The following is a 23,123-nucleotide window of genomic DNA, read 5'->3' on the forward strand; positions in this document are numbered from 1 at the left end:
GCAACAGGACACGGCATAGCCTCGGGAGATCCCAGCTTTCGCTGGGATGACGAGACTCTTAGTTCCTCGCGTAGCGGTCCTCATAGCGGACAATGTCATCCTCGCCCACATAGGAGCCGGTCTGCACCTCGATGAACACCATCGGGATGCGTCCGGGATTTTCCATCCGGTGCACCGCGCCCACGGGGACATAAACGGACTGGTTCTCGGACAGCAGTTGAACCTCTTCACCCACCGTCACCTTCGCGGTGCCTTCGACGACGATCCAATGTTCCGACCGGTGGAAATGGCTTTGCAGGCTGAGCGACGCGCCCGGAAGCACCGTGATGCGCTTCACCTGAAAACGCGGACCCACGACCAGGCTTTCATACCAGCCCCATGGCCGGTGATCCTTTGGGAAAGCCTCGGCCTGCGGCGCGCCCTTGCGCTGCAAGGCTTCCACGACCAGCTTCACATCCTGCGTGCGTGATTTGTCCGCGATCAGCACCGCGTCGTTCATGGCGACCGCCACGATGTTGTTCAGGCCCAGCCCGACAATCTCCAGCCCGTCGCTTTCGGACCGCAGCAGCGTGTCGCGACAGTCAATCGCCGTCGCCGCCCCGGCCAGAGCCACCCCCTGCTCGTCCGGCTGCGAATGGCTCCATACCGCGTCCCAGCCGCCCAGGTCCGACCAGTCCGAATCATAGGGGACGACCGACAGATTGTCTGCCCGCTCCATGATCGCATAGTCGATCGCGACATTCTCGGCCTGGCTCCACGGCTCCGCCGCCAGCCTCAGGAACCCCAGATCGCTCTCCGCCTGCTCCACCGCCGACCGCACCGACGCCAATATGCCGGGCGCATGCTTTTCAAATGCGGCGACCAGATCCTTAGCAGCGAACAGGAAAATACCGGCATTCCACAGAAAATTGCCCGTCGCCAGCATCTCTTCGGCGCGCGCGATATTGGGCTTTTCGACAAAGCTCGCCAGCTTCATCGGCTGACCCGAGCCATCGGGCTTCGACGCCGCCTCCAAATAGCCATAGCCCGTTTCCGGCCGGGTCGGGCGAATGCCGAACGTCACCAGATCGCCCCGCTGGGCCGCCGCCAGCCCCTTGCCCACCGCTGCATGAAACGCATCCACATCCGGCACGACATGGTCGGACGGGGCGACCAGCATGACCGCGTCCGGCTCCTTCGCGATCAGATGCAGCGCCGCCGCCAATATGGCGGGCGCGGTATTGCGGCCCTCCGGCTCGATCAGGATGGCCGCTGGGTCGATATTCTCCAGCGCCAGTTGTTCTGCGATGATGAAGCGGAACAGAGAGTTGGTCAGCACCAGGGGGCGAGAGAAGGCGAACTGTTCATTCTCCCCGGACAACCTGCGCGCGGCGGAACGGAACAGCGTCGTTTCGCCCAGCAGCGGCACGAACTGCTTGGGATAGGATTTGCGCGACAGCGGCCACAGCCGCGTGCCCGATCCTCCCGCCAGAATGACCGGGGTGATGTGGAATGTGTCGGCGCTGGAAATCGTCATGGTCCTGTTCACGCAAAAGAAGCTGATGAACCTCTAGCCCCCGATTGCGCGCGCCTCCAACCAAAAAAGGACGGCGCGATGGCCGTCCTCTGCGTTAGTCGAACAGCTCCTCCAGGAAGCTCTTCTTCCGTTTCTTCTGATAATATCGGCCATCATCGCGGTAATCACGGTCCGGCCGATAATTTTGCTGTGGCGCTACGCTGGGCGCCGCGCCCTGCCCGGATCGTTCGATGATCTTGTCCAGTTCACCGCGATCGAGCCACACGCCCCGGCATTGCGGGCAATAATCAATCTCCACCCCTTGCCGGTCCGTCATGGCAAGTCCGACATGACAGACCGGGCAGAGCATGGCCGACACGGCCTCGGCAGTCCGCATCATTATTCCCTTTCGCCCGTCAGGCTGAGCAGCATCTGGAAGAGGTTCACGAAGTTCAGGTACAGCGACAGCGCCCCCATCACCTGCATCTTCGCCGCGACCTCGTGCCCCGCATAGTGGAAATATTCCGACTTGATGCGCTGCGTGTCCCAGGCGGTCAGGCCGGTGAAGACGACGATGCCGATGATCGAGATCACCATCTGCATGGCCGACGAGCCGATGAAGATGTTGATGAGGCTCGCGACCAATATGCCGATCAGGCCCATGATCAGGAACGAACCCATCTTCGACAGGTCACGCCCGGTCGTGTAGCCCCACAGCGCCATCGCCAGGAACATGATCGACGCCGAGAAGAAGGCCTGCGCGATGCTGCCCCCGGTGAAGACCAGGAAGATGCTGGCCAACGACACGCCCATCACCGCCGAAAAGGCGTAGAAGGCCATGCGGGCGCCAGCCGTCGTCATCTTTTCGATGCGAAAGCTGAAGAAGAACACGAAAGCCAGTGGCGCGAAGATCGCGACCCACTTCAGCGGCGTACCGAAGATCGCGGCGGCCAGTACGGGCGTATTGCCGATGAAGGCGGCGACCAGGCCAGTGATGACCAGACCGATACCCATGTTACGGAAGACGCCCAGCATGTGACTGCGCAGGCCGGCGTCATATTGCGCCGCCTGCGTCGTCCCATAATTCGGTGTACGAACGGGATTGTTCACGGCGTTGAAACTCCATCCTTCAAAATAATTACGTGGATCGAGTGGCCCGGCGCGGTCTTCGTGAGGCTATGAGAGGGGGCGCATAGCCCACGAACCTGCACCGAGCGCACTCGATGCGGTCCGACATCACGTCCAGCTTCCCAAAGGAAGCCATCCGCCAGAGGGGCCCGGCCCGCACGAGCAATATCGGTAGTGATACGCCCAAGCGCAAGGGATCGGCCAATCGGCAACAATTTTTTACAAAAGTGGCGAAAGGGTGTCTTGTTGGTCCTTGCCGTCATCCCAGCGAAAGCTGGGATCGCAGGCGATAACGTGTGACCTCGGCGAGACCCCAGCGTCCGCTGGGGCGACGATAAAGTCTTTTCCGCTTGCTCCTCCAACCACGCCCCCACCAGTTGACGCCCGCAGCGAACCGCCGCATGGCTTGCCCCATGAGCGACCAGTTCACCCCCGCCGAACAGCATGCCGACGCGCCCCTTCGGCTTTTCAACAGCCTGACCCGCATGGTCGAACCCTTCGCCCCGATCGAAGCGAACCATGCCCGCGTCTACAGCTGCGGTCCCACCGTCTATAACTACGCCCATCTTGGCAACCTGCGCGCCTATGTCTTCACCGACACGCTGCGCCGCACGCTGCTGTGGAAGGGGCTGGACGTCACCCACATCATCAACATCACCGATGTCGGCCACCTGACCAGCGACGCCGACGCTGGCGACGACAAGATGGAGGCCGCCGCCCGCGCGCAGGCGAAGAGCATATGGGACATAGCGGCGCACTATACCGACGCCTTCAAGCGCAATATCGCCGATCTCAACATCATGGCGCCCAGCGAATGGACCGTCGCCACCGACTATGTCCCGCAGATGATTGAGTTCGCAAAGAAGATCGCGCCTGCTCATTGCTATGAACTCGATACCGGCCTCTATTTCGACAGCAGCACGGTTCCTGATTATGGCGCGCTGGCCGGTGGGCGGGACGACGCAGCCCATGCCCGTATCGATCCGGTCGCGGGTAAGCGCAACCCTTCCGACTTTGCCATCTGGCGCAAATCCCCGCCGGGTGAGCAGCGGCAGATGGAATGGGACTCGCCCTGGGGCAAGGGCGCGCCCGGCTGGCACCTTGAATGCTCGGTGATGAGCGAGGCGCGGCTCGGCCACCCGTTTGACATCCATACCGGCGGCATCGACCATCGCGAAATCCACCACCCCAACGAAATCGCGCAGAATCAGGCTTATTGCGGCTGCAATGACGCGCAGCCCGGCTTTACGGGCGCGAAATGGTGGATGCACAACAACTTCCTGGTCGATCGCCAGGGCAAGATGAGCAAGTCGAAGGGCGGCTTCACCACGCTTTTCTCGCTGATCGACGCGGGGGTGCATCCGCTTGCCTACCGGCTGCTGTGCCTGGGCGCCCATTACCGCAGCGAATTGGAGTTCAGCGCCGACGGCGTCGCTGCCGCGCTTACCCGGTTGAAGCGCCTCGTCATGGGCATCGAAAATCTCAAGAGCCGCGCGGAGGGCGTCACCTGGCAGTCGCCGCGCCTCGATTATCTGCGTGCCAATCTCCACCCCAAGCTCGCGCCGCTGCTCGAACAGTTCGACGCCGCGCTGAGCGACGATCTCATGACCCCTCGCGCGCTTCCGCTGCTTGAGGAGGCGATCGCGCTCAAGAAGGTGCCAGTCGATGAAAAGCTGTGCCTGCTCGCAGCCTTCGACCAGGCGCTCGGACTTAACCTGCTGACGCTCAGCCGCGCCGACCTGCGGCTTCAGCCCAAGGATGTGCAGATTTCGACCCAGGAGGTCGAAGCCGCGCTCGACCGCCGCCAGGCCGCGCGGGCCGAAAAGGACTTCGCCCTGTCCGACGAAATCAGGGACGGCCTGATCGCGCGCGGAATCGAAGTGATGGATGGCGATCCCCTTCGCTGGGAATGGCGCCTTAATCTAGGGTAAAATCGCCATTTACCAAACTGTTACGGTGATGGCATAATCAGCCCGGTGGTGCTGATGTTGCGCCAGCCGGGCTGGACAGAAGGCCGAGAACGGCGCACCTTCCGACCATGAAATTGCACATTCTGGCGATCATGACCGCGTTCGCCGCGGCAGCCCCTGCCCCGGCTGAAACCGCGCAGGTATTCATGTTCGAAACCGGGACCACCCTGCTCGCCAAATGCCGCAACAAGGCGCCGGAATATGCGCTGGCCTGCACCGCTTACATTGTCGGGGCCGTGGATGGCATAAAGAAGGACGTATTCATCGGCCGCGCCCAGCCCAATTGCTGGCCCAACCAGTTGCAAGCAGACGAAGTGCGGCGGATCGTCATCACCTATCTGGAACGCTATCGCGACCAGCGTAGCGCCCCGGCGTCGGTGCTGGTCAGCGTCGCGCTCAACGCGCGTTACCCTTGCGAGAAGTAACACGGGCCGAAGTGTAGACTTGCGCGGCCCCTGCTAACCCTCCGCGCCCTGGCGCGAAAACGCCTTCCACAGCTATAAACTTGCGTTAGCCCCTTCATCATCGTAGGTGCGCCCCCTATTTTTGCATTTTTGGGAGACTCACTGTGACGGCGAAGTGGACGCCGGAAAGCTGGCGGGAGCATAAGGGCATTCAGATGCCCTTTTATCGTGACGCGGAGGCGCTTGCCGCCGTGGAGGGCCAGCTCAGCCAGTTTCCCCCGCTCGTCTTTGCGGGCGAAGCGCGCAACCTGAAAGCGGAACTTGCCAAGGTAACCAATGGCGAGGCGTTTCTGCTGCAGGGCGGCGATTGCGCCGAAAGCTTCGCCGAGTTCCACCCGAACAACATCCGCGACACGTTCCGCGTGCTTTTGCAGATGGCTGTGGTGCTGACTTTCGCGTCCAAGCTGCCGGTCGTGAAGGTCGGCCGCATGGCGGGCCAGTTCGCCAAGCCGCGCTCGGCCGATACCGAAACGATCGGCGGGGTGGAATTGCCCAGCTATCGCGGCGACAATGTCAACGACATCGGTTTCACCCCGGAATCGCGCGAGCCTGACCCTGAGCGGATGGTGCGCGCCTATAATCAGTCGGCTGCGACGCTCAACCTGCTGCGCGCTTTTTCGACCGGCGGCTATGCGAGCCTTGACCGCGTGCATGGCTGGATGCTCGATTTCATGGGCCGCAGCCCCTTGGCCGCGAAGTTCGATGCCGTCGCCGATCAGATCGGGCAGGCGCTCGACTTCATGCGCGCCTGCGGCCTGTCGCCTGAAACGGTGCCGCAACTGGGTGGAACCAGCTTCTACACCAGCCATGAAGCGCTGCTGCTCCCCTATGAGCAGGCGCTGACACGGCAGGATTCGCTGACCGGCGACTGGTACGATACATCCGCGCACATGCTCTGGATCGGTGATCGCACGCGGTTCGAAGGATCGGCGCATGTCGAATATCTGCGCGGCATCGGCAACCCGATCGGCATGAAGTGCGGTCCCAGCCTTGAGCCGGACGCCCTCCTCCGCCTGCTTGACGTGCTGAACCCGACCCGTGAGGCCGGGCGCATCACGCTCATCACCCGCTATGGCCATGACAAGATCGAGGCGGGCCTGCCCAAGCTGGTCCGTGCCGTGATGCGCGAAGGCCATCCGGTGGTCTGGTCCTGCGACCCGATGCACGGCAACGTCATCAAGGCGGCCAACGGCTACAAGACGCGGCCGTTCGACCGCATCCTGGCCGAGGTCCGCGGCTTCTTCGCCGTTCATCGCGCGGAAGGCAGCTTCGGCGGCGGCATCCATGCCGAAATGACCGGCCAGAATGTGACCGAATGCACCGGTGGCGCGATCGCCATCACCGACGAGGGGCTGGCCGACCGCTACCACACGCATTGTGACCCGCGCCTCAACGCCGCACAGAGCCTGGAACTGGCGTTCCTGCTGGCGGAAATGCTGAACGAGGAACTGAAGGAACGCCGGGCCGCGGCCTGATCCCTTTGCAGTCGAGAAAAACAGTCCCGCCGCGACGATTGTTCGCGGCGGGATTTTTTTACGGCATGACCATGCGCACAATCCCGCGCGTTGAGCGGAATATGTCGCTCTCCACACGTTATCATCCGGTTCCATCCAGCACATAATTACTGGCGTTGAAGGGACCATCATGACCGAAGCAGTGGCGATCGAAACGCATAGTTTTCGGGATTTGCGCGCCTTTGCGCGCGCCGCCACGATAGCGGCAGATGGCCATGGCGACCCGTTTCTTGCCAGCCGCGCCGCCCTTGACCTGCCCCAGGGGCCAGTTTCGGTCTATCTGATCGCCCTGCCCCAGGGGCGCGGCCGGGTCCAGAACCTGCCGGACGATGAATTCCTCATCTTGATCGACGGAGCGCTGACACTGGAGACCAGCGACAGCACGACCCAGATTGCGCCACACCAGAGCGTTGTCGTGACCAAAGGCACCGGCTTCGCATGGTCCTCACGCGAGGGCGCGCGCCTGATCGCGATGCGCCGCAACGGCAGCCCCGATGCTGAGCCGGCCATCATCCCCATCGATGAGAGCGCGCCTCTAGAACCTTCAGGCGCGCCGCTTGCCGAATTGCTGGTCGGCCCCACCCCCAATTGCCGCAATTTTACCGACTATCGGTCGGGCGATGGGGAATTTGTCTGCGGCACGTGGGATTCGACACCCTATCACCGCCTGCCCATGCCGTACCGCCACTATGAACTGATGCACCTGCTGGAAGGCAGCGTCACCTTCGTCGATGGTGCTGGCCGTGAGGGCAGCTTTGCCAGGGGCGACATCTTCCTGGTCGAGCAGGGCGCACATTGCAGCTGGGAAAGCCGGGAACATGTGAAAAAGGTCTACGCCATCTATCGCCCCATTTGACAGGGCTGCGCGGCCCTGCCTCCCCCTTCCGCCGCGCGGCCCGTCACATGGGCGTAACAATGTCATGATTGGGCGCTTGCTTTCGCGGTGCAGCAATATAGCCTCCGCTCATGGCAAAGGAACCGCAGTTGGCGACCATCGCCGTCTACAGCCTCAAGGGGGGTGTTGGCAAAACCACCTTCGCGATCAATCTCGCCTGGGCGTCGGCCAACATTTCGAAAAGGCGCACGCTGCTGTGGGATCTTGATCCACAGGCGGCGTCCAGCTGGCTGCTGTCGACCGATGCTGAAAGCCGCGACGCCGCGCAGGCAATCTTCAGCAAGGATGTCGATGTCCGCAAGCTGATCCAGCCTTCGACGGTGGCGGGTCTCGATCTGATCGCCGCCGACACATCGCTGCGCAGCCTCGACCACCTGTTCCGCGAGATGGACAAGAAGAAGCGGCTGGCCAAGCTGATCGAAAGCCTTGGCAAAGAATATGACCGCATCATCCTGGACTGTCCCCCCGGTTTGACTGAAACCAGCGAGCAGGTGCTGCGCGCCGCGGACATGATCGTGATCCCGGTCATCCCCTCGCCCCTCGCCCAGCGCGCCATGGGGGAAGTCGCCCGCTATCTGGTGCAGCGCGGCGGCACGCATCCGCCGATCATGCCCGTATATTCCATGGTCGATCGCCGCCGTGCGCTCCATCGCGCCGCGATCGAGGCCCAGCCCGGCTGGCCCGCCATCCCCATGGCGAGTGCCGTTGAACAGATGGCCGTACGCCGCAAGCCATTGGGCGCCTTCGCCGCCAATTCGCCGTCCGCCCAGGCCTTCGCCAGCATGTGGACAGGCATCGAACGGCAATTACAGACGCGCTAGGCCCGAGCGCGCAGTTGATCCGCCGGAAATAGCGCAGCCGCCTCCGCCGCAGGCATCGGGCGGCCGAAATAATAGCCCTGAATCTTTCGGCAGCCCAATTCCCGAACCATGGCCAGTTCGGCCTCCGTTTCGACGCCTTCGGCTGTCGTCGCCATCCCCAGGCTGTCGGCCAGCGTCACCACGGCGCGGATGATGGCCAGGCTCTCCGCCTTTTTCTGGGACGCGCCGACCACGAAGCTGCGGTCGATCTTGATCGTGTTGAAGCGCGTGCGGCTGAGATAGCCCAGCGACGAATAGCCGGTGCCGAAATCGTCGAGCGAGAGATGGATGCCAAGCGTCAGAAGCTGATCCAATATCTTGATGGCGCCCGTGTCCGCATTGACGAACACGCTTTCCGTCACTTCCAGCTCCAGCCGCTGCGCCTCCAGTCCGCTCTGCGCGAGGGCGGACACTACCGCCGCGACGAAACTGGGATGCGCCAGCTGTTCGGCCGACACATTGACGGCGACGCGCACATGGGCGGGCCAGCGCACCGCTTCCGCGCAGGCCGTGCGCAACACCCACTCGCCGATTGGCCCGATCAAGCGGGCGTCCTCCGCCACCGGGACGAATTTCGCAGGCGAAACCGGGCCGAGTTCGGGGTGCGTCCAGCGCAACAACGCCTCAAATCCAAGGATCTCGCTGGACGCGGCGTCGACTACCGGCTGGTAGACGACATGCAACTGGTTCCCGTCCAGTGCTTCACGCAGCGCCAGTTCCAGCCGCCGCCTTTCCTCCGCCTGGGCGTGAAGCTGCGGTTCATAGGCACAGTGAATGCCGCCGCCCTCCCCCTTGGCGCGGTAGAGCGCCAGGTCGGCGCTGCGGATCAGCGCTTCGGAATCGCCGCCGTCGGTGGACGAGACCGCCGATCCCACCGATGCGCCGATATAGAGCATGTGCGCATCGACCTGGTAAGGCACGGACAGTCCGCCGATAATGGCGCCCGCGAGCCGCGATACGGCATGCTCGTCGAACAGCCGGGGGATCACCACGGCAAATTCGTCACCGCCGATCCGCCCGCAAAATTCCGGTCCCGTGCAGATGTGCCGCAGCCGCCGCGCGACCTGGCTCAAAAGTTTGTCGCCAATCTGGTGGCCAAGCGTGTCGTTGACTGCCTTGAACCTGTCGAGGTCGATCATCAGGAACGCGCAACCGGGCGAGCGCTGGCGAGTCTCCGCCATCGCACGATCCAGCACATCGCGTAAATGCGTGCGATTGGGCAAGCCAGTCAGGGAATCGAAGCTGGCCAGCTGCGCGATCCTGTCGGCGGACTCGCGCTGGGACGTGATATCGGACCCGACGCCGCGGAAGCCGAGGAAGCGTCCATCATCGCCATGACGCGGCGAAGCGGACAGTTCCCACCAACGCATTTCTCCCTTCACCTCGACCGAGACGGCCAGGTTGCTGAAACTTTCGCGGCGTTTCAACTGGTCCGCCAGGCTATGCAACCCCGCATGGAAATCGCCGGTTTCCCAAGCCTCGCCCGCCAGTGCCTGCACCAGCAGCATGCCTTCAAGATGCGCAGGCTCCCGCCCCAGGCTCTCGGCAAGGCGCACCGACACGCCGTTCAGACGCCGGGTGGCGTCCGTCTGCCACAGCCAGTCGGAACCGCCATCCTCATACTCGCGCAGCAACAGGCTCACCACCTCGCTCTTTTCCTCCAGCTGCACGCTGGCGCTATGTTCGCGGGCGAAGATCCGCGCGTAGAAGAAGCAGCCGACCAGCAGCAGCAGCGCATATCCGGTCGCGAGCAGCAGCAAAGGAAACTGGCCCGTTTCGTCGAACAATGCAGGCAGCGCCAACATGCATGGCAACAGGAAACATGTGGTGGACAGTGGCGTCGCGATATAGCTGATCGCGCCACACACCATGACACAGCTGAAAAGCGTCCAGATCGCCACGACCTGCGACGGATCGCCATGCAACGACAGCAGCTGGATGCACCCCGCCCACAAGAGCCCTTCGCACAAAGCCAGCACGCCATGCCTGTGCAGGTCCCGTGCAGCAGCCTGGTGCCGCGCCCGGCCCTTGCGCCGCGCCGCCGAAAGGAAATTGACGCTGGTCAGGATGACGAAAGCGGCGCTCCATGGCGCCAATATCATGGCGGACAGCTGGCTGCCGAAAACCCGCCACAGGAAAGCAATCCCGAACAGGTTCATCGCCAGCCGCAACGGCGCGACGTTATCGGCGGAACGCAGCTGCGCGCTCATCACGATCAGGCCCGCGCTTACGTGCGACGCGGGAAAGCCCATCATCGCACGTAGCGGCACGCGCACCTGTTGCGCTGATTCATTGGCGGGACTGGCTTTTTGGCTTTCCACGCGCCCGTTCTATCAACGAGCGGTTAGCAATCCGTAACAATCCAGCGATGGCGCCGCGTCAGGCGGCGATGTCGTAGGGCCGGATTTCGCCGGTCAGGTAGAGATTGCGCGCCTTCGACCGGCTCAACTTGCCGGAGCTGGTGCGCGGCAGGGTGCGCGGGGGCACCAGTTCCACGACGCAGTTCATGCCCGTGATCGCCCGGACCCGTTCACGGATCTGGTCGCGCAGGCGCGTGCGCTCATCATTGTCGGAGGTCCGGCAATGCACCAGCACGGCGGGGGCTTCCTCGCCACCGGGCGTGGTGATCGCGAAGGCGGCGATGTCACCCTGCTTGAAGCCGGGCAGCTGCTCCACCGCCCATTCGATATCCTGCGGCCAGTGATTCTTGCCGTTGATGATGATCATGTCCTTGGCGCGGCCGACAATATAGAGATAGCCGTCGCTCAGATAACCCATGTCCCCCGTGTCCAGCCAGCCGTCGGCCATGCAGGCGTCGGTCGCTTCCTGGTCACGGAAATAACCGACCATGAGGCTGGGACCAGTGGTCCACACCTTGCCGATCTGCCGCTCGTTCAGCTTCGCTCCATCCTCGTCGCGAATTTCGACGATCATGTCGCGCGCGGGTTTGCCGCAGTTGACGATGGAGCGGAAGCGCTGCGGACGCCCCTCGGTCGCGTCGCCGCCGGACAGGTCGGTTTCCTCGACCAACTCGACGATGATGCCTTCGCCCGGCGGCATGATCGTGACGGCCAGCGTCGCTTCCGCCAGGCCATAGCTGGGCAGGAACGCCCTGGGGCTGAAACCCGCGTCGGCAAAGGCATCGACGAAGCTCTGCATCACATCCGGCCGGATCATGTCCGCGCCATTGCCGGCCAGCCGCCAGCGCGACAGGTCGAACCGGTCCTGCGCCTTGGTCTGGCTCGACATGCGGCGGGCGCAAATGTCATAGCCAAAGGTCGGCGAATAGCTGATCGACGTGCCTTCATTGCGGCTGATGAGGTCAAGCCACGCCAGCGGGCGACGCGCAAAATCCTCGGTCTTCATGTAATCGGTCGATACCTGGTTGGCGACGACCGACAGGAAGCAGCCGACCAGACCCATGTCATGATACCAGGGCAGCCAGCTGATGCAGCGATCGCTGTCCTGCAATTCCATGCCATGGCTGTGCGCGGCGAGATTGCTCAGCAGCGCATGGTGCGTGACGGCCACGCCATGCGGAAAACGGGTCGAACCGCTGCTATATTGCAGATAGGCGATTTCATGCGGCTGCGCCTGTGGCAAGTCCGCAGGGATGACATCGCGCGCGATGAAATCCTCGAACGCGATGCTTTCGACATTCTTCTGACGGCCAGACTCTCCGGCCATCTCCTCCAGTTCCTTGGGGAACAGGAACAGCATCGGGTCGCAACTCGACAGCTGGACATTCAGCTGGTCGATATAGCTTTCCTTGCCGCCGAAGCTGGTCGGCAGCGGCAGCGGCACGGGCCATGCGCCAGCATAAATGATACCGAAGAAAAGCTGCGCGAAGTCGGGACCGGTCTCGGCCACTAGCGCAACGCGATCTTCCGGCTTCACCCCATGAGCGATCAGCCGATGAGCGCAGGCGACCGCGTCGTCCCGCAATTCGGAAAAAGGATAGGGCCGCGCCAGATTGCCACGCGCGTCGTGGAAATTCAGGCCGCGCTGCCCCTGCGCCGCATAGTCGAGCGCTTCGCCCAGCGTTCCGAAATCGGAAAATCGCCGCGGAAGGACGTCATTGGTCGGCGTAGGTGCGATCATGCTTTGCGAACCCGTCATATTGGTGTCACCCAATGTCAATCTTGTCATCCGGGCGGCCCGCTATCATCTTTGCAGCACGGATGCACCGGATAGTTGCATTCCAGTGTCGCCTTCTACATCACAAGGCGCGGTAAAATTCCGGCCCCACTGTGGCATAATCAAGGCGGCAGTTGCATAAACGGTAGCCATGAAGGCGCTCATATGACCGGCAAACGGCCCCGTCCTCCGCTTGATAGCGACAGTATGCGCGATATGGCCTTGCGCTATGTCAGCCGCTTTGCGACCAGCAGGGCGAAGCTGCTGACCTATCTCAACCGCAAGTTGCAGGAACGCGGATGGGCGGGCGAAGGCGCGCCGCAGCCGGACGTCCTCGTCGAGCGGCTGGCCGAACTGCGCTATGTCGATGACCGCAGCTTCGCCGTGATGAAGAGCGCTTCCTTGACCCGGCGGGGCTATGGCGCCCGCCGCGTGACCGACACCCTGCGCGCAGACGGCATCGCCGAAGCTGATCGCGAAGAAGCGGACGCCAATACGCAGGGCGAGGCCTGGGCAGCCGCAGAACGCTTCGCCCGCCGCAAGCGCCTCGGCCCTTATGCGCAGGCGAGGCCTGATCCCAGGCAGCGCGAAAAATGGATCGCAGCCTTCCTGCGCGCTGGCCACAGCTATGCCATGGCGCGCCGCTGGACCGACGCTGTCCCCGGCGAGCCGCCGGAGCCGCAGGAATAAGGGGGTTAACGCGAAGCTGCGCGAACAGAAACTGTGGCGTCCGCCCCTGCCGATAGGCTAACCCATCGGCATGCGGATCATCCCCACCCTGCTCCTCGCCCTTCTCGCCGCCTGCTCCCAGACAGCGCCCACATCCGAAAAGGCCCCCGCGGCCGCGACGCAGCAGAGTGCCCTTCTCCCGCTCATGATACAGGGCGCGAAGGGCACTCATCGCTTCGCTGTTGAAACAGCCCTCACCGCAAAGGAGCAGGCACAAGGCCTCATGTTCCGCAAGTCGCTGGATGCCGACGGGGGCATGCTGTTCCCGATGAATCCGCCGCGCATCGCCAGTTTCTGGATGAAGAATACGGTCATCCCGCTGGACATGCTGTTCATCCGCACCGATGGCAGCATCGCCTTTATCGCCGCCAACACCGAACCCTATTCCCGCGAACCTGTGTCGGCAGGCGTTCCCGTTGCCGCCGTCCTTGAACTGCGCGGCGGGCGGGCGGCGGAGCTTGGCATAGCGGAGGGGGATCGCGTCTCCTGGGGCCGGTGCGCCGACCCGGCGGAAAAGAGCCATCCGGGCGTCGATTTCTGCCCGGCGCAGGCGCGCTGACGCCATATCCGCCTTGCCAATCCCTTGCCTCGGGCTTAAGCGCAAGCCCCATGGGAATCCTGGCCAATATCTTCACCTGGTGGAATGGCGCGACCATCGGCACCGCACTCTACACCTCTCGCAAAGGCAAGAAGGTGGGCGAAGACCATCAGGGCAATATCTATTATGAAGGCGGCACGGACGTCCACGGCCACGCCCGCCGCTGGGTGATCTACAACGGCGGGAACGACGCCAGCCGCGTGCCGTCCGAATGGCATGGCTGGCTGCATCACACAATTGATGGGACGCCGGAAAGCTTCCTGCCTCCTGCGCGCATATGGGAACGCGACTATACCCCGAATGCGACGGGCACGGCCAATGCCTACCGCCCTTCGGGTGCGCTGGAAAAGGGCGGCCAGCGCCAGCGCGCGACCGGGGACTATGAAGCGTGGAGTCCCGACGCATCATGATTCGGCGTCGGGCGGGGACGGTCCTGCCGATCCTGCGCCTTGGGTCGATACTTGGTTCCCTGTCGATGCTGGCTGGGTGCAGCGACGATATCCCGACCGCCAATCAGACTGGCCCGGTGAAGATACAGGGCGAGAAGATCCGCAACGGCGGGTCATCCGGGCTGCCCGGCACGCCCATGGAGGAGCGTGTGGCCGTCATCGGCCTCCTCAACAAGCGCAACGGCATCACCACCGACCTCACCATGAAGCCGGGCGACGCCCTGCGCGCGGGTGATGCGATCGTTCGCCTGCAAGCGTGTGAGACCAGCGCGCCTTGGGAAAATGTCCAGGAAACCGGGGCCTTCGTGCAGCTGGATGTCCGCAGCACCGCCGACAATAAATGGCGGCGCAACTTTTCCGGCTGGCTGTTCAAGGAACGGCCCGATCGCAATGTGGTGCAGCACCCGATCTATGACGTCTGGGTCAAGAGTTGCACGATGGCTTGGCCCGAAAGCGGACCCGACACGGTGAAACTGGGCGGCAAGGGCGAACGTCCCGTCGGCGCATCACCGGCCAGCGGCGCGAATGCCAATTCCGCCCAGGAACCGGAGCCGTCCGCGAGCACGGACCTTCCCGCGCCCAGCGACACGCCGCCCAGCGCTCCTTCCAACAATCCCAGATAATCGCGCTGGCTGATCTCGATCGCGCCCAATGACCGCAGATGTTCGGTCATGAACTGGCAATCGAGCAGGGTGAAACCGGCAAAGAGCATCCGGGCCGTCAGCCAGGCGATGGCGACCTTTGACGCGTCGGTCCGCCGCGACACCATGCTCTCGCCGAAAAAGGCCTGGCCCAGCGCCACGCCGTAAAGCCCGCCCACCAGTTCCTCGCCGTCCCAGACCTCAACCGAATGGGCAAAGCCGATCTCGTGCAGGTGACGATAGGTCTGCTCGATCTCTCGATTGATCCATGTCGATGGCCGGTCTTCCGCCGCCTGCGCGCACAGCGAGACGATGCCGCCAAAGTCGCGATTGGCCGTCACCCGGAACCGCTCCCGCCGGATCGTCCGGGCCAGCGAATGGGACAGGTGAAAACCATGCAGCGGCATGATCGCCCGCCGCTTCGGCTCGATCCAGTAGACCTCGTCGGCATCCCGATCGTCGGACATGGGAAACACGCCGATGGCATAGGCCTGCAACAGGACCAGAGGGTCGATCGTCATCAGGTGAAGGCTTAGCGGGCAGCGCGCCGGGGCGCTAGGGCCACTTTGCGATTGGGCGCCGTTGGCATGGCAGAAGGGGTGGCGGACGGATCGGCAGTTTACTCATTCCCCGCCCGCTGGCGGGAGGGGCAGCGAGACTTGATGAGCGGAGCGAATTTAGTCGCAGCGGGGTGGGCCGTCGCAACCTTGTGCAGGCCCACCCCCTAACCCCCTCCCGCTGGCGGGAGGGGGAATAAGGTCGGCGCAGCCAGCGCGTGGATAGACCAACTGATTACCCACGGCACGCCGCCCAATGCAAAAGGCCGGGAAGCGCCCTCGCCCCCGGCCTTCACATGATCCACAAAACGGGAGCGTCATTCGCCCCACAATTCCTTCAGCTTGCTGAAAAAGCCGTTCGATTGCGGGCATTCTTCGCCGGTTTCCGTGTCACGGAATGCTTCGAGCAATTCGCGCTGCTTTGCGCTGAGCCGGGTCGGCGTTTCCACTTCGACCTGGATGACCAGATCACCCTGACCCCGGCCGTTCAGCACCGGCATGCCTGCGCCGCGCTGGCGGATCTGCTTGCCTGACTGGATGCCGCTGGGGATCCTGATCTCGTGCCGCTGGCCATCAAGGCCCGGCACTTCGATGCAGCCGCCGAGCGCCGCCGTGGTGAAGCTGACCGGCGCACGGCAGAAAAGCGTCGTGCCATCGCGTTCGAACAGCGAATGCCGCTTCACATGCAGGAAGATGTAGAGGTCGCCCGCTGGCGCGCCACGCGCGCCTGCCTCGCCTTCGCCCGACAGGCGGATGCGCGTGCCGTCATCGACGCCGGCGGGAATATTGACTGACAGCGTCTTGGGCTTGTCCACCCGCCCTTCGCCGCGACAGGTGCGGCAAGGGGCTTCGATCACTCGGCCCGCGCCATGACAGCTGGGGCAGGTGCGCTCGACCACGAAAAATCCCTGCTGCGCCCGCACCTGGCCATGGCCGCCGCAGGTGCCGCAATTCTTGACCCCGGTGCCCGGCTGCGCGCCCGATCCGTCACAGCTTTCGCAGGCGGCGGATACTTCGATCTCTATCTCGGTCTGCTTGCCATGATAGGCTTCGTCGAGCGTGATCTCCATGTCGTAGCGCAGGTCAGCGCCGCGCCGCTGCGCCTGACGGCCACCACCGCCAAAGCCGCTCTGGCCGAAGATCGTCTCGAAAATATCGCCCAGGTCGGAAAAGCCGCCCGCGCCGCGTCCGTTGAATCCGCCACCGCCGCCGCCATTTTGCGCGTTGGTGTAGGCGGCATGGCCAAAACGGTCATAGGCCGCGCGCTTCTGCGGGTCTTTCAGACACTCATAGGCTTCGGACACCGCCTTGAACCTGGCCTCGCCGTCGCTGCATCCCCCGGTCTTGTCCGGGTGATATTTCATCGCCAGCTTGCGATAGGCGCTCTTGATCGTCGTGGCGTCAGCCGTGCGCTCTACCTCGAGCAGTGCGTAATAATCCAGTTCAGTACTCATTGGGGCCCCCGCCCGCTCTGCCCGTCACCCCAGCAAAGACCGGGACCTCTCTCGTCCACAGGCATCAGATCACGAGAAGGAGAGAGATTCCAGCCTACACCGGAATGACGGGTATTCAGCATCAGGTTCAAGCCTTGTTGTCGTCCACTTCCGAAAATTCGGCATCGACGACATCATCATCCGCCTTGGGTGCTTCGGCCCCGGGCGACGCGGCACCGGCCTGTTCCTTTTCATAGATGGCCTGGCCCAGCTTCATCGCCACCTGGGCAAGCTCCTGCGCCTTGGCCTTCATCGCTTCGACGTCGCCACCTTCAACAGCCGACTTTGTCGCTGCGATCGCGGTTTCGATCTCGGACTTGAGGCCCGCGTCCACCTTGTCGCCATGCTCTTCAAGCTGCTTCTCGGTGGTGTGGACCAGGCTTTCGGCGTTGTTCTTTGCCTCGGCCGATTCGCGCTTCTTCTTGTCCTCCTCGGCAAAACGCTCGGCGTCCTTCACCATCTGTTCGATGTCGGAGTCCGAAAGGCCGCCCGACGCCTGGATGCGAATCTGCTGTTCCTTGCCGGTGCCCTTGTCCTTGGCATGGACGTTGACCAGGCCGTTGGCGTCGATGTCGAAAGTGACTTCGATCTGCGGCACGCCGCGCGGTGCGGGCGGGATACCGACCAGATCGAACTGGCCGAGCAGCTTGTTGTCCGCCGCCATTTCACGCTCGCCCTGGAAGACGCGGATCGTCACCGCCTGCTGATTGTCGTCAGCGGTCGAATAGACCTGGCTCTTCTTGGCGGGAATGGTCGTGTTGCGATCGATCATGCGCGTGAACACGCCGCCCAGCGTCTCGATGCCGAGGCTCAGCGGGGTCACGTCGAGCAGCAGCACATCCTTGACGTCGCCTTGCAACACGCCCGCCTGGATCGCCGCACCCATGGCGACGACTTCGTCGGGGTTGACCCCAGTGTGCGGTTCCTTGCCGAAAAATTCCTTCACGGCCTCGCGCACCTTGGGCATGCGGGTCATGCCGCCGACCAGGACGACTTCGCTGATCTCGCTGGCGGAGATGCCAGCGTCGGCCAGCGCCTTCTTGCACGGATCCATAGTGCGCTTGATCAGGTCGGTCACCAGCCGCTCCAGATCGGCGCGGGTGATGTTCTTCACCAGATGCTTGGGACCATTCTGGTCAGCGGTGATGAAGGGCAGATTGACTTCGGTCGACTGTGCCGACGACAGTTCGATCTTCGCCTTTTCGGCCGCTTCCTTCAGACGCTGGAGCGCCAGCTTGTCCTTGGTGAGGTCGATGCCCTCATCCTTCTTGAAGCCCTCGGCGAGATATTCGACCAGCTTGGCGTCGAAATCCTCGCCGCCAAGGAAGGTGTCGCCGTTGGTCGACTTCACTTCGAACACGCCGTCGCCGATCTCCAGGATGGAAATGTCGAAGGTGCCGCCGCCAAGGTCATAGACCGCGATGGTCTTGCCATCCTGCTTGTCGAGGCCATAGGCGAGCGCGGCAGCCGTCGGCTCGTTGATGATGCGCAGCACTTCCAGGCCCGCAATCTGTCCCGCGTCCTTGGTCGCCTGACGCTGGGCGTCGTTGAAGTAGGCGGGGACGGTGATGACCGCCTGCGTGACCGTTTCGCCCAGATAGCTCTCGGCGGTTTCCTTCATCTTTTGCAGGATGAAGGCGGAAATCTGCGAAGGCGAATAATCCTTGCCGCCCGCATTGACCCACGCGTCGCCATTGCCACCCTTCACGATCGAATAAGGGACCAGTTCCATGTCCTTCTTCGTCGTCGGGTCGTCGAAACGGCGACCGATCAGGCGCTTTACCGCAAAAACGGTGTTGTCCGGATTGGTGACGGCCTGACGCTTGGCAGGCTGGCCGATCAGGCGTTCGCCATCCTTGGTGAAGGCGACGATCGACGGCGTCGTGCGCGCGCCTTCCGCATTCTCGATCACCTTGGGCTTGCCGCCATCCATTACAGCAACGCAGCTGTTGGTGGTGCCAAGGTCAATGCCGATTACTTTTCCCATCTCGTCCTCTTTGAACCCCAATTCATTCAGCGGTTGACGGCCCAATACCTCACGAAAGCGCCAAGGCAAGGCCGGTTTGCGCATGGGATATAGGCGCGATCTTTCTTGGCACAAGAAGTGGCTGCGATTAGCGTGGCGACCGACCGGAAACGAGACAGTCACGAAAGCTTGATCATGCGCGCATCCCTATCCTTAATCGCACTGGCCGCCCCGCTCGCGCTGGCCGCCTGCGGCGATCCTGCCCCGACCTATATCGATCAGGCGTGGGTACGCCTCAGCCCCAACAAGGACACGCCCTCGGCTGGCTATTTCGTAGCGCATGGCGGGGATGCCGCGACTCAGTTGCGCGGCGTGCTGACCGACTATGCGCTCAGGGTCGAGATGCATGAGAGCATGAACCATGACGGCATGATGATGATGCAGAAGATCGATTCGGTGGACATCCCCGCCAAGGGCAAGGTCGCCTTCGCGCCGGGCGGCAAGCATCTGATGATCTGGGGCGTCAATGACACGGCGATCAGCCGGGGCAAGATGACCTTCACCTTCCTGCTTGCCAATGGCGACCGGTTGCTGGTGGACGCCGCCATCCAGAAACCCGGCGCGCCCGCGCCCGCGCCCAAGGAAGAGCCGAAGCCGCATTGACGAGCCGCGCGCTAACCTCTGCGGAGATTGCACTCGCCCGGTCGATTTTCGGCGATGCCATCGCCTATGGTCGCGTGCGGGCGCACAACCGCAAATGGTGGCCGCTCCAGCCGAGCCGTGTGACCATGGCGCCCGACGGCGACCTGTGGTTCCATCCGGCAAGCGGCATGTTCTGCGCCGACTTTTGCGAACAGCCGCTGCACCTTCAGGGTCATTTCATCCATGAGATGACCCATGTGTGGCAGGCGCAAAGGGGCGGCAAATGGTATCTGCCGCTGATGCGGCACCCTTTCTGCCGCTATGGTTATGAGATCGTGCCGGGGCGTCCTTTCCACCGTTACGGGCTGGAACAGCAGGCAGAGATCGTTCGCCACGCCTTTCTGATGCGCAGGGGCGCCGCGGTCGAAGGCAAGCCGCCACTGGACGTTTATGAAGCGCTGCTGCCGTTCGCCGCTGGCTGCTGAATGTCCGGCGGCCATGCCCGAAGATTTCTCTGCGAATTTACGCTAATGTGCGGCGATGCGCATCCTTGCCCCCATCCTGCCGCTGGTCGCGTTCCTCACCACGCCCGCGCTGGCTGACGTCCAACCGGCGGAGCGCCCCGGCCATTATTATCTGCGCGGCGTCATGGAGACGGGGTCGGAACTGCTGCTCCACCCGGACGGACGCTTCCAATGGTATCTCGTCTATGGGGCGCTGGACCTGTTCGCCGAGGGGCGCTGGCAGGAGAAGGACGGAGTGGTGCTGTTGACCTCTGAAAAGACGAAGGATGTGCCGGAACCGGGATTTGAAACGCTGACGCTGACCGTCAAGGATGACACGCTGATCCCGCCCGATGGCCGAGGGGCCTATGTTCAGCCATCCGGCAAGAAAGACTGAAAAAGCGCGCCATCAGCGCACCGCCGCCTCCAGCAGGCGGATGCTGCCCGCATCGGCATTGATTTCCGCACGCACGCCCAAAGGCAGGCTGAACTGGTTCGCCACATGACCGATGGCCGCGCCCTGGAATGCGGGGACGCCCAGGGGTGCAAGATGCTGCTGCAACACCTCCGACAGGGTGAAGCCACCATAGGAAGCATCGACCGCGTTGCATCTGGCGCACTGGCCAAACACCACGCCAGCCACCTTGCCCAGCACACCCGCCAGCGACAGCTGCGTCAGCATCCGGTCGATGCGGTAGGGCGCTTCGCCCACATCCTCAAGGAACAGGATCGCGCCGCTGAAATCCGGCAGCCAGGGCGTGCCCATCAGCGCCGCCAGCACCGTCAGGTTACCGCCCAGCAAGCGCCCGCTCGCCTGCCCGCCGCGAAAGGTGCGGATGCGGCCGCCCAGAGGCACGAGCCGATCTTCCTGTGCTTGCGGATTGACCAGCGTGGGCATTGCGCCGTCGAAGGCGACAGCGCGAAAGGCGTCCCAGCTGAACTGGGTCCAGCTGCTCGCCGCATTGGGACCGTGGATGGTGGCAAAGCCCGCCCGCGCGGCAAAGGCCAGATGCAGGGCGGTGACGTCGCTGAACCCGACCAGCAGCTTGGGATGGGCGCGGATGGTGGCGAAATCCAGATAGGGCAGGATGCGCGCGCTTCCCCATCCGCCGCGCACGGCGAACACCGCCCGCACATCCGGGTCGGCGAACATGGCATTGACGTCCGCCCCGCGATCAGCGTCCTTGCCCGCCAGATAACCATATCGCTCCATCAGATGCCTTGCGGGCTTTGGCTTAAGCCCCATGGCGGCGACGGTCTCCATGACCAACGCAAGGTCGAACGCGTCGTCAGTAAAGCCCGCCGGTTCGATCAGCCCTACCGTGTCTCCCGGACGCAGCCGGGGCGGCTTGGTCACGAGCGGCGGCGGGGCCTTGGCCGCGAGCAGCGCGCCGCCCATGCCCGCCAGCATCATGCGCCTGTCCAATCCTGCGGACCCGCTCAAAAGGCGCTCCCGTCCTTGCGATGATAGGCACCCCCGGACCATCGAAGGTCGATGTCCGGGTAATGCGCGTCGCCGGTCGGCACGCGTCCGAAAGCCAGGAACGCGCAATCATTTTCGCTTTCATTGACCAGATGATGGCCATTGGGCTCGCCCTTGGGAAAGGCGGCCATGTCGCCTGCGCGCATGGAAATGCGGCCTTCATCCTCCACCAGCACGGCCTCGCCGCTCAACAGGACGACAAATTCATCCTCATCCTCATGCCAGTGCCGCTGCGAGGATGCAGCGCCCGGTTTCAGCACGACATGGCTGACGCCAAAATCCGCAAGCCCGCTGTGACGGCCCAGCCTTCGCACCCAGCGCCCGCCCACGGCTGCGGCGAATGGGGGCGGGTAGCCGGTGCTGTTACTCTGCTCGATGGCTTCAAGGTCGATCTTGGGCATGGATCCTTGTCCTCCGTCTGGCAAAGGCGCTCGGCTTTCGCTAACGCAGCGCCATGAGCATGACCAGCACCAATGCCGACGTAGTGGACATCGCAAGCAGGCTGATCGCCTGCCCTTCGGTCACGCCGGCGCGGGGCGAGGTCTTCGCCGTTCTGGAGGCGATGCTGGCTCCGCTTGGATTCACCGTCGATCGCTTTGTCGTGGGGGAAGCACCCGACGGGCCGGTCGAAAATCTGCTGGCCTGGCGGACGACGGGCGCGGGCCCGCATTTCGCCTTTGCCGGGCATCTGGACGTGGTGCCACCGGGCAATGGCTGGACAAGCGACCCTTTCACGCCGGAACTGCGGGGCGACCTGCTCTATGGCCGGGGCGCGGTCGACATGAAGGGTTCGATCGCCGCCTTCGTCGCGGCGCTTGGTGGCATTTCGGAAGATTTACCGGGCACGATCAGCCTCATCATCACCGGCGATGAAGAAGGCCCGGCGGTCTATGGCACGCTGGCGCTGATGGATCGGATGGCGGCCCATGGCCTGCGCCCGGACCTTTGCCTGGTGGGTGAGCCGACATCGTCGCAAAGGTTGGGCGACGTCATCAAGATCGGCCGACGCGGGTCGGTCAACATGTGGATCAGGGTTGACGGCGCGCAAGGCCATGTCGCCTATCCGCATCTGGCCGACAATCCGATCCCCCGCCTCGTCCGCATCCTTGCCGCCATCGACGCGCTTGTGCTCGACCAGGGCAACGACTGGTTCCAGCCGAGCAATATCGAAATCACCGACCTCGACGTCGGCAACCCCGCGACCAACGTGATCCCGGCGGCAGCGAATGCGCGCATCTCCATACGTTTCAACGACCTGCATAGCGGAGCGGAGCTGATCGAGCGGATCAGCGCGATCGCAGCGGCGGAAGGCGGCATTGTGACGGCGAAGATCAGCGGCGAGCCTTTCCTGACCGAGCCGGGCGCCCTGTCCGATCTGGTCGCCGGGGCGATCCGCGAAGTAACCGGGGTGGAAGCTGAACTGTCCACCACTGGCGGAACATCCGATGCCCGTTTCCTTTCACGCCTTTGCGCCGTGGTGGAATTCGGCCTCAATAATGCGACGATGCACAAGCTGGATGAAGCGGTTGCCGTCCAGGATCTTCAGGAACTGACGCGCATATATGCGCTCGTGGTTCGCCGCGCGCTGGGCGGCTGAAG

22 protein-coding genes and 1 pseudogene are annotated in these 23,123 nt (G+C 63.4%); 13 read left to right on the plus strand and 10 right to left on the minus strand.

What is annotated here, in order from left to right; translation table 11 throughout:
• Nucleotides 1-58 precede the first annotated feature (58 nt).
• The 3 genes from K663_RS14190 to K663_RS14200 all read right to left on the minus strand — a co-directional run bounded on the left by K663_RS14190 (nucleotide 59) and on the right by K663_RS14200 (nucleotide 2,605).
• Complete coding sequence (locus K663_RS14190; RefSeq protein ID WP_062118877.1) at nucleotides 59-1,516, minus strand: mannose-1-phosphate guanylyltransferase/mannose-6-phosphate isomerase; 1,458 nt, start codon at nucleotides 1,514-1,516, stop codon at nucleotides 59-61.
• A 94-nt stretch (nucleotides 1,517-1,610) separates the two neighbouring features.
• Nucleotides 1,611-1,892, minus strand: coding sequence for a TFIIB-type zinc ribbon-containing protein (locus K663_RS14195; protein WP_037465203.1), 282 nt, complete (start codon nucleotides 1,890-1,892; stop codon nucleotides 1,611-1,613).
• Nucleotides 1,893-1,894: 2 nt separating this feature from the next.
• The gene (locus tag K663_RS14200; RefSeq protein WP_062118879.1) at nucleotides 1,895-2,605 is read right to left on the minus strand and encodes a Bax inhibitor-1/YccA family protein; all 711 of its coding nucleotides are present in this window, start codon (nucleotides 2,603-2,605) and stop codon (nucleotides 1,895-1,897) included.
• Nucleotides 2,606-3,036: 431 nt separating this feature from the next.
• Between K663_RS14200 and cysS the strand changes: the two genes are divergently transcribed.
• The 5 genes from cysS to K663_RS14225 all read left to right on the plus strand — a co-directional run bounded on the left by cysS (nucleotide 3,037) and on the right by K663_RS14225 (nucleotide 8,287).
• A complete protein-coding gene (gene cysS, locus K663_RS14205) occupies nucleotides 3,037-4,554 on the plus strand; it encodes a cysteine--tRNA ligase (protein WP_145902280.1) in 1,518 nt (505 codons plus the stop codon).
• A gap of 107 nt (nucleotides 4,555-4,661) precedes the next feature.
• The gene (locus K663_RS14210) at nucleotides 4,662-5,018 is read left to right on the plus strand and encodes a Rap1a/Tai family immunity protein (protein ID WP_201026640.1); all 357 of its coding nucleotides are present in this window, start codon (nucleotides 4,662-4,664) and stop codon (nucleotides 5,016-5,018) included.
• A gap of 143 nt (nucleotides 5,019-5,161) precedes the next feature.
• Complete coding sequence (locus tag K663_RS14215) at nucleotides 5,162-6,532, plus strand: class II 3-deoxy-7-phosphoheptulonate synthase (RefSeq protein WP_062118882.1); 1,371 nt, start codon at nucleotides 5,162-5,164, stop codon at nucleotides 6,530-6,532.
• Nucleotides 6,533-6,701: 169 nt separating this feature from the next.
• On the plus strand, nucleotides 6,702-7,427 hold the full coding sequence (locus tag K663_RS14220; protein ID WP_062118885.1) for a cupin domain-containing protein: 726 nt from the start codon (nucleotides 6,702-6,704) through the stop codon (nucleotides 7,425-7,427).
• Between the two features lie 110 nt (nucleotides 7,428-7,537).
• On the plus strand, nucleotides 7,538-8,287 hold the full coding sequence (locus K663_RS14225; RefSeq protein ID WP_062118888.1) for a ParA family protein: 750 nt from the start codon (nucleotides 7,538-7,540) through the stop codon (nucleotides 8,285-8,287).
• Here the strand turns inward: K663_RS14225 and K663_RS14230 are convergent.
• On the minus strand, nucleotides 8,284-10,581 hold the full coding sequence (locus K663_RS14230; RefSeq protein WP_062120996.1) for a putative bifunctional diguanylate cyclase/phosphodiesterase: 2,298 nt from the start codon (nucleotides 10,579-10,581) through the stop codon (nucleotides 8,284-8,286). The genes K663_RS14225 and K663_RS14230 overlap by 4 nt on opposite strands.
• A 124-nt stretch (nucleotides 10,582-10,705) precedes the next feature.
• Entirely contained in the window at nucleotides 10,706-12,427 is a 1,722-nt protein-coding gene (locus tag K663_RS14235) for a fatty acyl-AMP ligase (RefSeq protein ID WP_443019009.1), read from the minus strand.
• A gap of 201 nt (nucleotides 12,428-12,628) precedes the next feature.
• Between K663_RS14235 and K663_RS14240 the strand changes: the two genes are divergently transcribed.
• The 4 genes and pseudogenes from K663_RS14240 to K663_RS24905 form a co-directional block, all read left to right on the plus strand.
• Nucleotides 12,629-13,153, plus strand: a complete 525-nt coding sequence (locus K663_RS14240) for a regulatory protein RecX (RefSeq protein WP_062118891.1) — start codon at nucleotides 12,629-12,631, stop codon at nucleotides 13,151-13,153.
• Between the two features lie 70 nt (nucleotides 13,154-13,223).
• Complete coding sequence (locus K663_RS14245; protein ID WP_062118894.1) at nucleotides 13,224-13,751, plus strand: DUF192 domain-containing protein; 528 nt, start codon at nucleotides 13,224-13,226, stop codon at nucleotides 13,749-13,751.
• A gap of 50 nt (nucleotides 13,752-13,801) precedes the next feature.
• Nucleotides 13,802-14,200, plus strand: a complete 399-nt coding sequence (locus tag K663_RS14250) for an NADH:ubiquinone oxidoreductase subunit NDUFA12 (protein ID WP_062118898.1) — start codon at nucleotides 13,802-13,804, stop codon at nucleotides 14,198-14,200.
• A gap of 242 nt (nucleotides 14,201-14,442) precedes the next feature.
• A pseudogene (locus K663_RS24905) lies at nucleotides 14,443-14,613 on the plus strand (DUF2155 domain-containing protein); the annotation flags it as partial.
• A 35-nt stretch (nucleotides 14,614-14,648) separates the two neighbouring features.
• Here the strand turns inward: K663_RS24905 and aat are convergent.
• From aat to dnaK, 3 genes are all read right to left on the minus strand, one after another.
• Nucleotides 14,649-15,401, minus strand: coding sequence for a leucyl/phenylalanyl-tRNA--protein transferase (gene aat / locus K663_RS14260; RefSeq protein WP_062118901.1), 753 nt, complete (start codon nucleotides 15,399-15,401; stop codon nucleotides 14,649-14,651).
• Nucleotides 15,402-15,754: 353 nt separating this feature from the next.
• The gene (gene dnaJ / locus K663_RS14265) at nucleotides 15,755-16,891 is read right to left on the minus strand and encodes a molecular chaperone DnaJ (protein ID WP_062118903.1); all 1,137 of its coding nucleotides are present in this window, start codon (nucleotides 16,889-16,891) and stop codon (nucleotides 15,755-15,757) included.
• Nucleotides 16,892-17,018: 127 nt separating this feature from the next.
• Nucleotides 17,019-18,917, minus strand: coding sequence for a molecular chaperone DnaK (dnaK, locus tag K663_RS14270; protein WP_062121000.1), 1,899 nt, complete (start codon nucleotides 18,915-18,917; stop codon nucleotides 17,019-17,021).
• 174 nt (nucleotides 18,918-19,091) lie between these two features.
• Here dnaK and K663_RS14275 point away from each other — a divergent pair, with 174 nt between their 5' ends.
• From K663_RS14275 to K663_RS14285, 3 genes are read left to right on the plus strand one after another with little or no spacing between them, the layout of a single operon-like run.
• On the plus strand, nucleotides 19,092-19,559 hold the full coding sequence (locus tag K663_RS14275; protein ID WP_062121003.1) for a copper chaperone PCu(A)C: 468 nt from the start codon (nucleotides 19,092-19,094) through the stop codon (nucleotides 19,557-19,559).
• Nucleotides 19,556-20,023, plus strand: coding sequence for a hypothetical protein (locus tag K663_RS14280; RefSeq protein WP_062118905.1), 468 nt, complete (start codon nucleotides 19,556-19,558; stop codon nucleotides 20,021-20,023). Before K663_RS14275 ends, K663_RS14280 begins: the two co-directional genes overlap by 4 nt.
• Before the next feature lie 55 nt (nucleotides 20,024-20,078).
• A complete protein-coding gene (locus K663_RS14285) occupies nucleotides 20,079-20,438 on the plus strand; it encodes a hypothetical protein (protein WP_062118907.1) in 360 nt (119 codons plus the stop codon).
• 12 nt (nucleotides 20,439-20,450) lie between these two features.
• Here K663_RS14285 and K663_RS14290 read toward each other — a convergent pair whose 3' ends face one another.
• Both K663_RS14290 and K663_RS14295 read right to left on the minus strand, forming a co-directional pair.
• The gene (locus K663_RS14290) at nucleotides 20,451-21,455 is read right to left on the minus strand and encodes a S66 peptidase family protein (RefSeq protein ID WP_062118910.1); all 1,005 of its coding nucleotides are present in this window, start codon (nucleotides 21,453-21,455) and stop codon (nucleotides 20,451-20,453) included.
• Nucleotides 21,456-21,481: 26 nt separating this feature from the next.
• Nucleotides 21,482-21,925, minus strand: a complete 444-nt coding sequence (locus K663_RS14295) for a cupin domain-containing protein (RefSeq protein ID WP_062118913.1) — start codon at nucleotides 21,923-21,925, stop codon at nucleotides 21,482-21,484.
• Between the two features lie 53 nt (nucleotides 21,926-21,978).
• Between K663_RS14295 and dapE the strand changes: the two genes are divergently transcribed.
• On the plus strand, nucleotides 21,979-23,121 hold the full coding sequence (gene dapE, locus K663_RS14300) for a succinyl-diaminopimelate desuccinylase (RefSeq protein WP_062118915.1): 1,143 nt from the start codon (nucleotides 21,979-21,981) through the stop codon (nucleotides 23,119-23,121).
• Nucleotides 23,122-23,123 lie beyond the last annotated feature (2 nt).

This window comes from Sphingobium sp. MI1205 (assembly GCF_001563285.1).
In the GTDB taxonomy this organism is placed as follows: Bacteria; Pseudomonadota; Alphaproteobacteria; order Sphingomonadales; family Sphingomonadaceae; genus Sphingobium.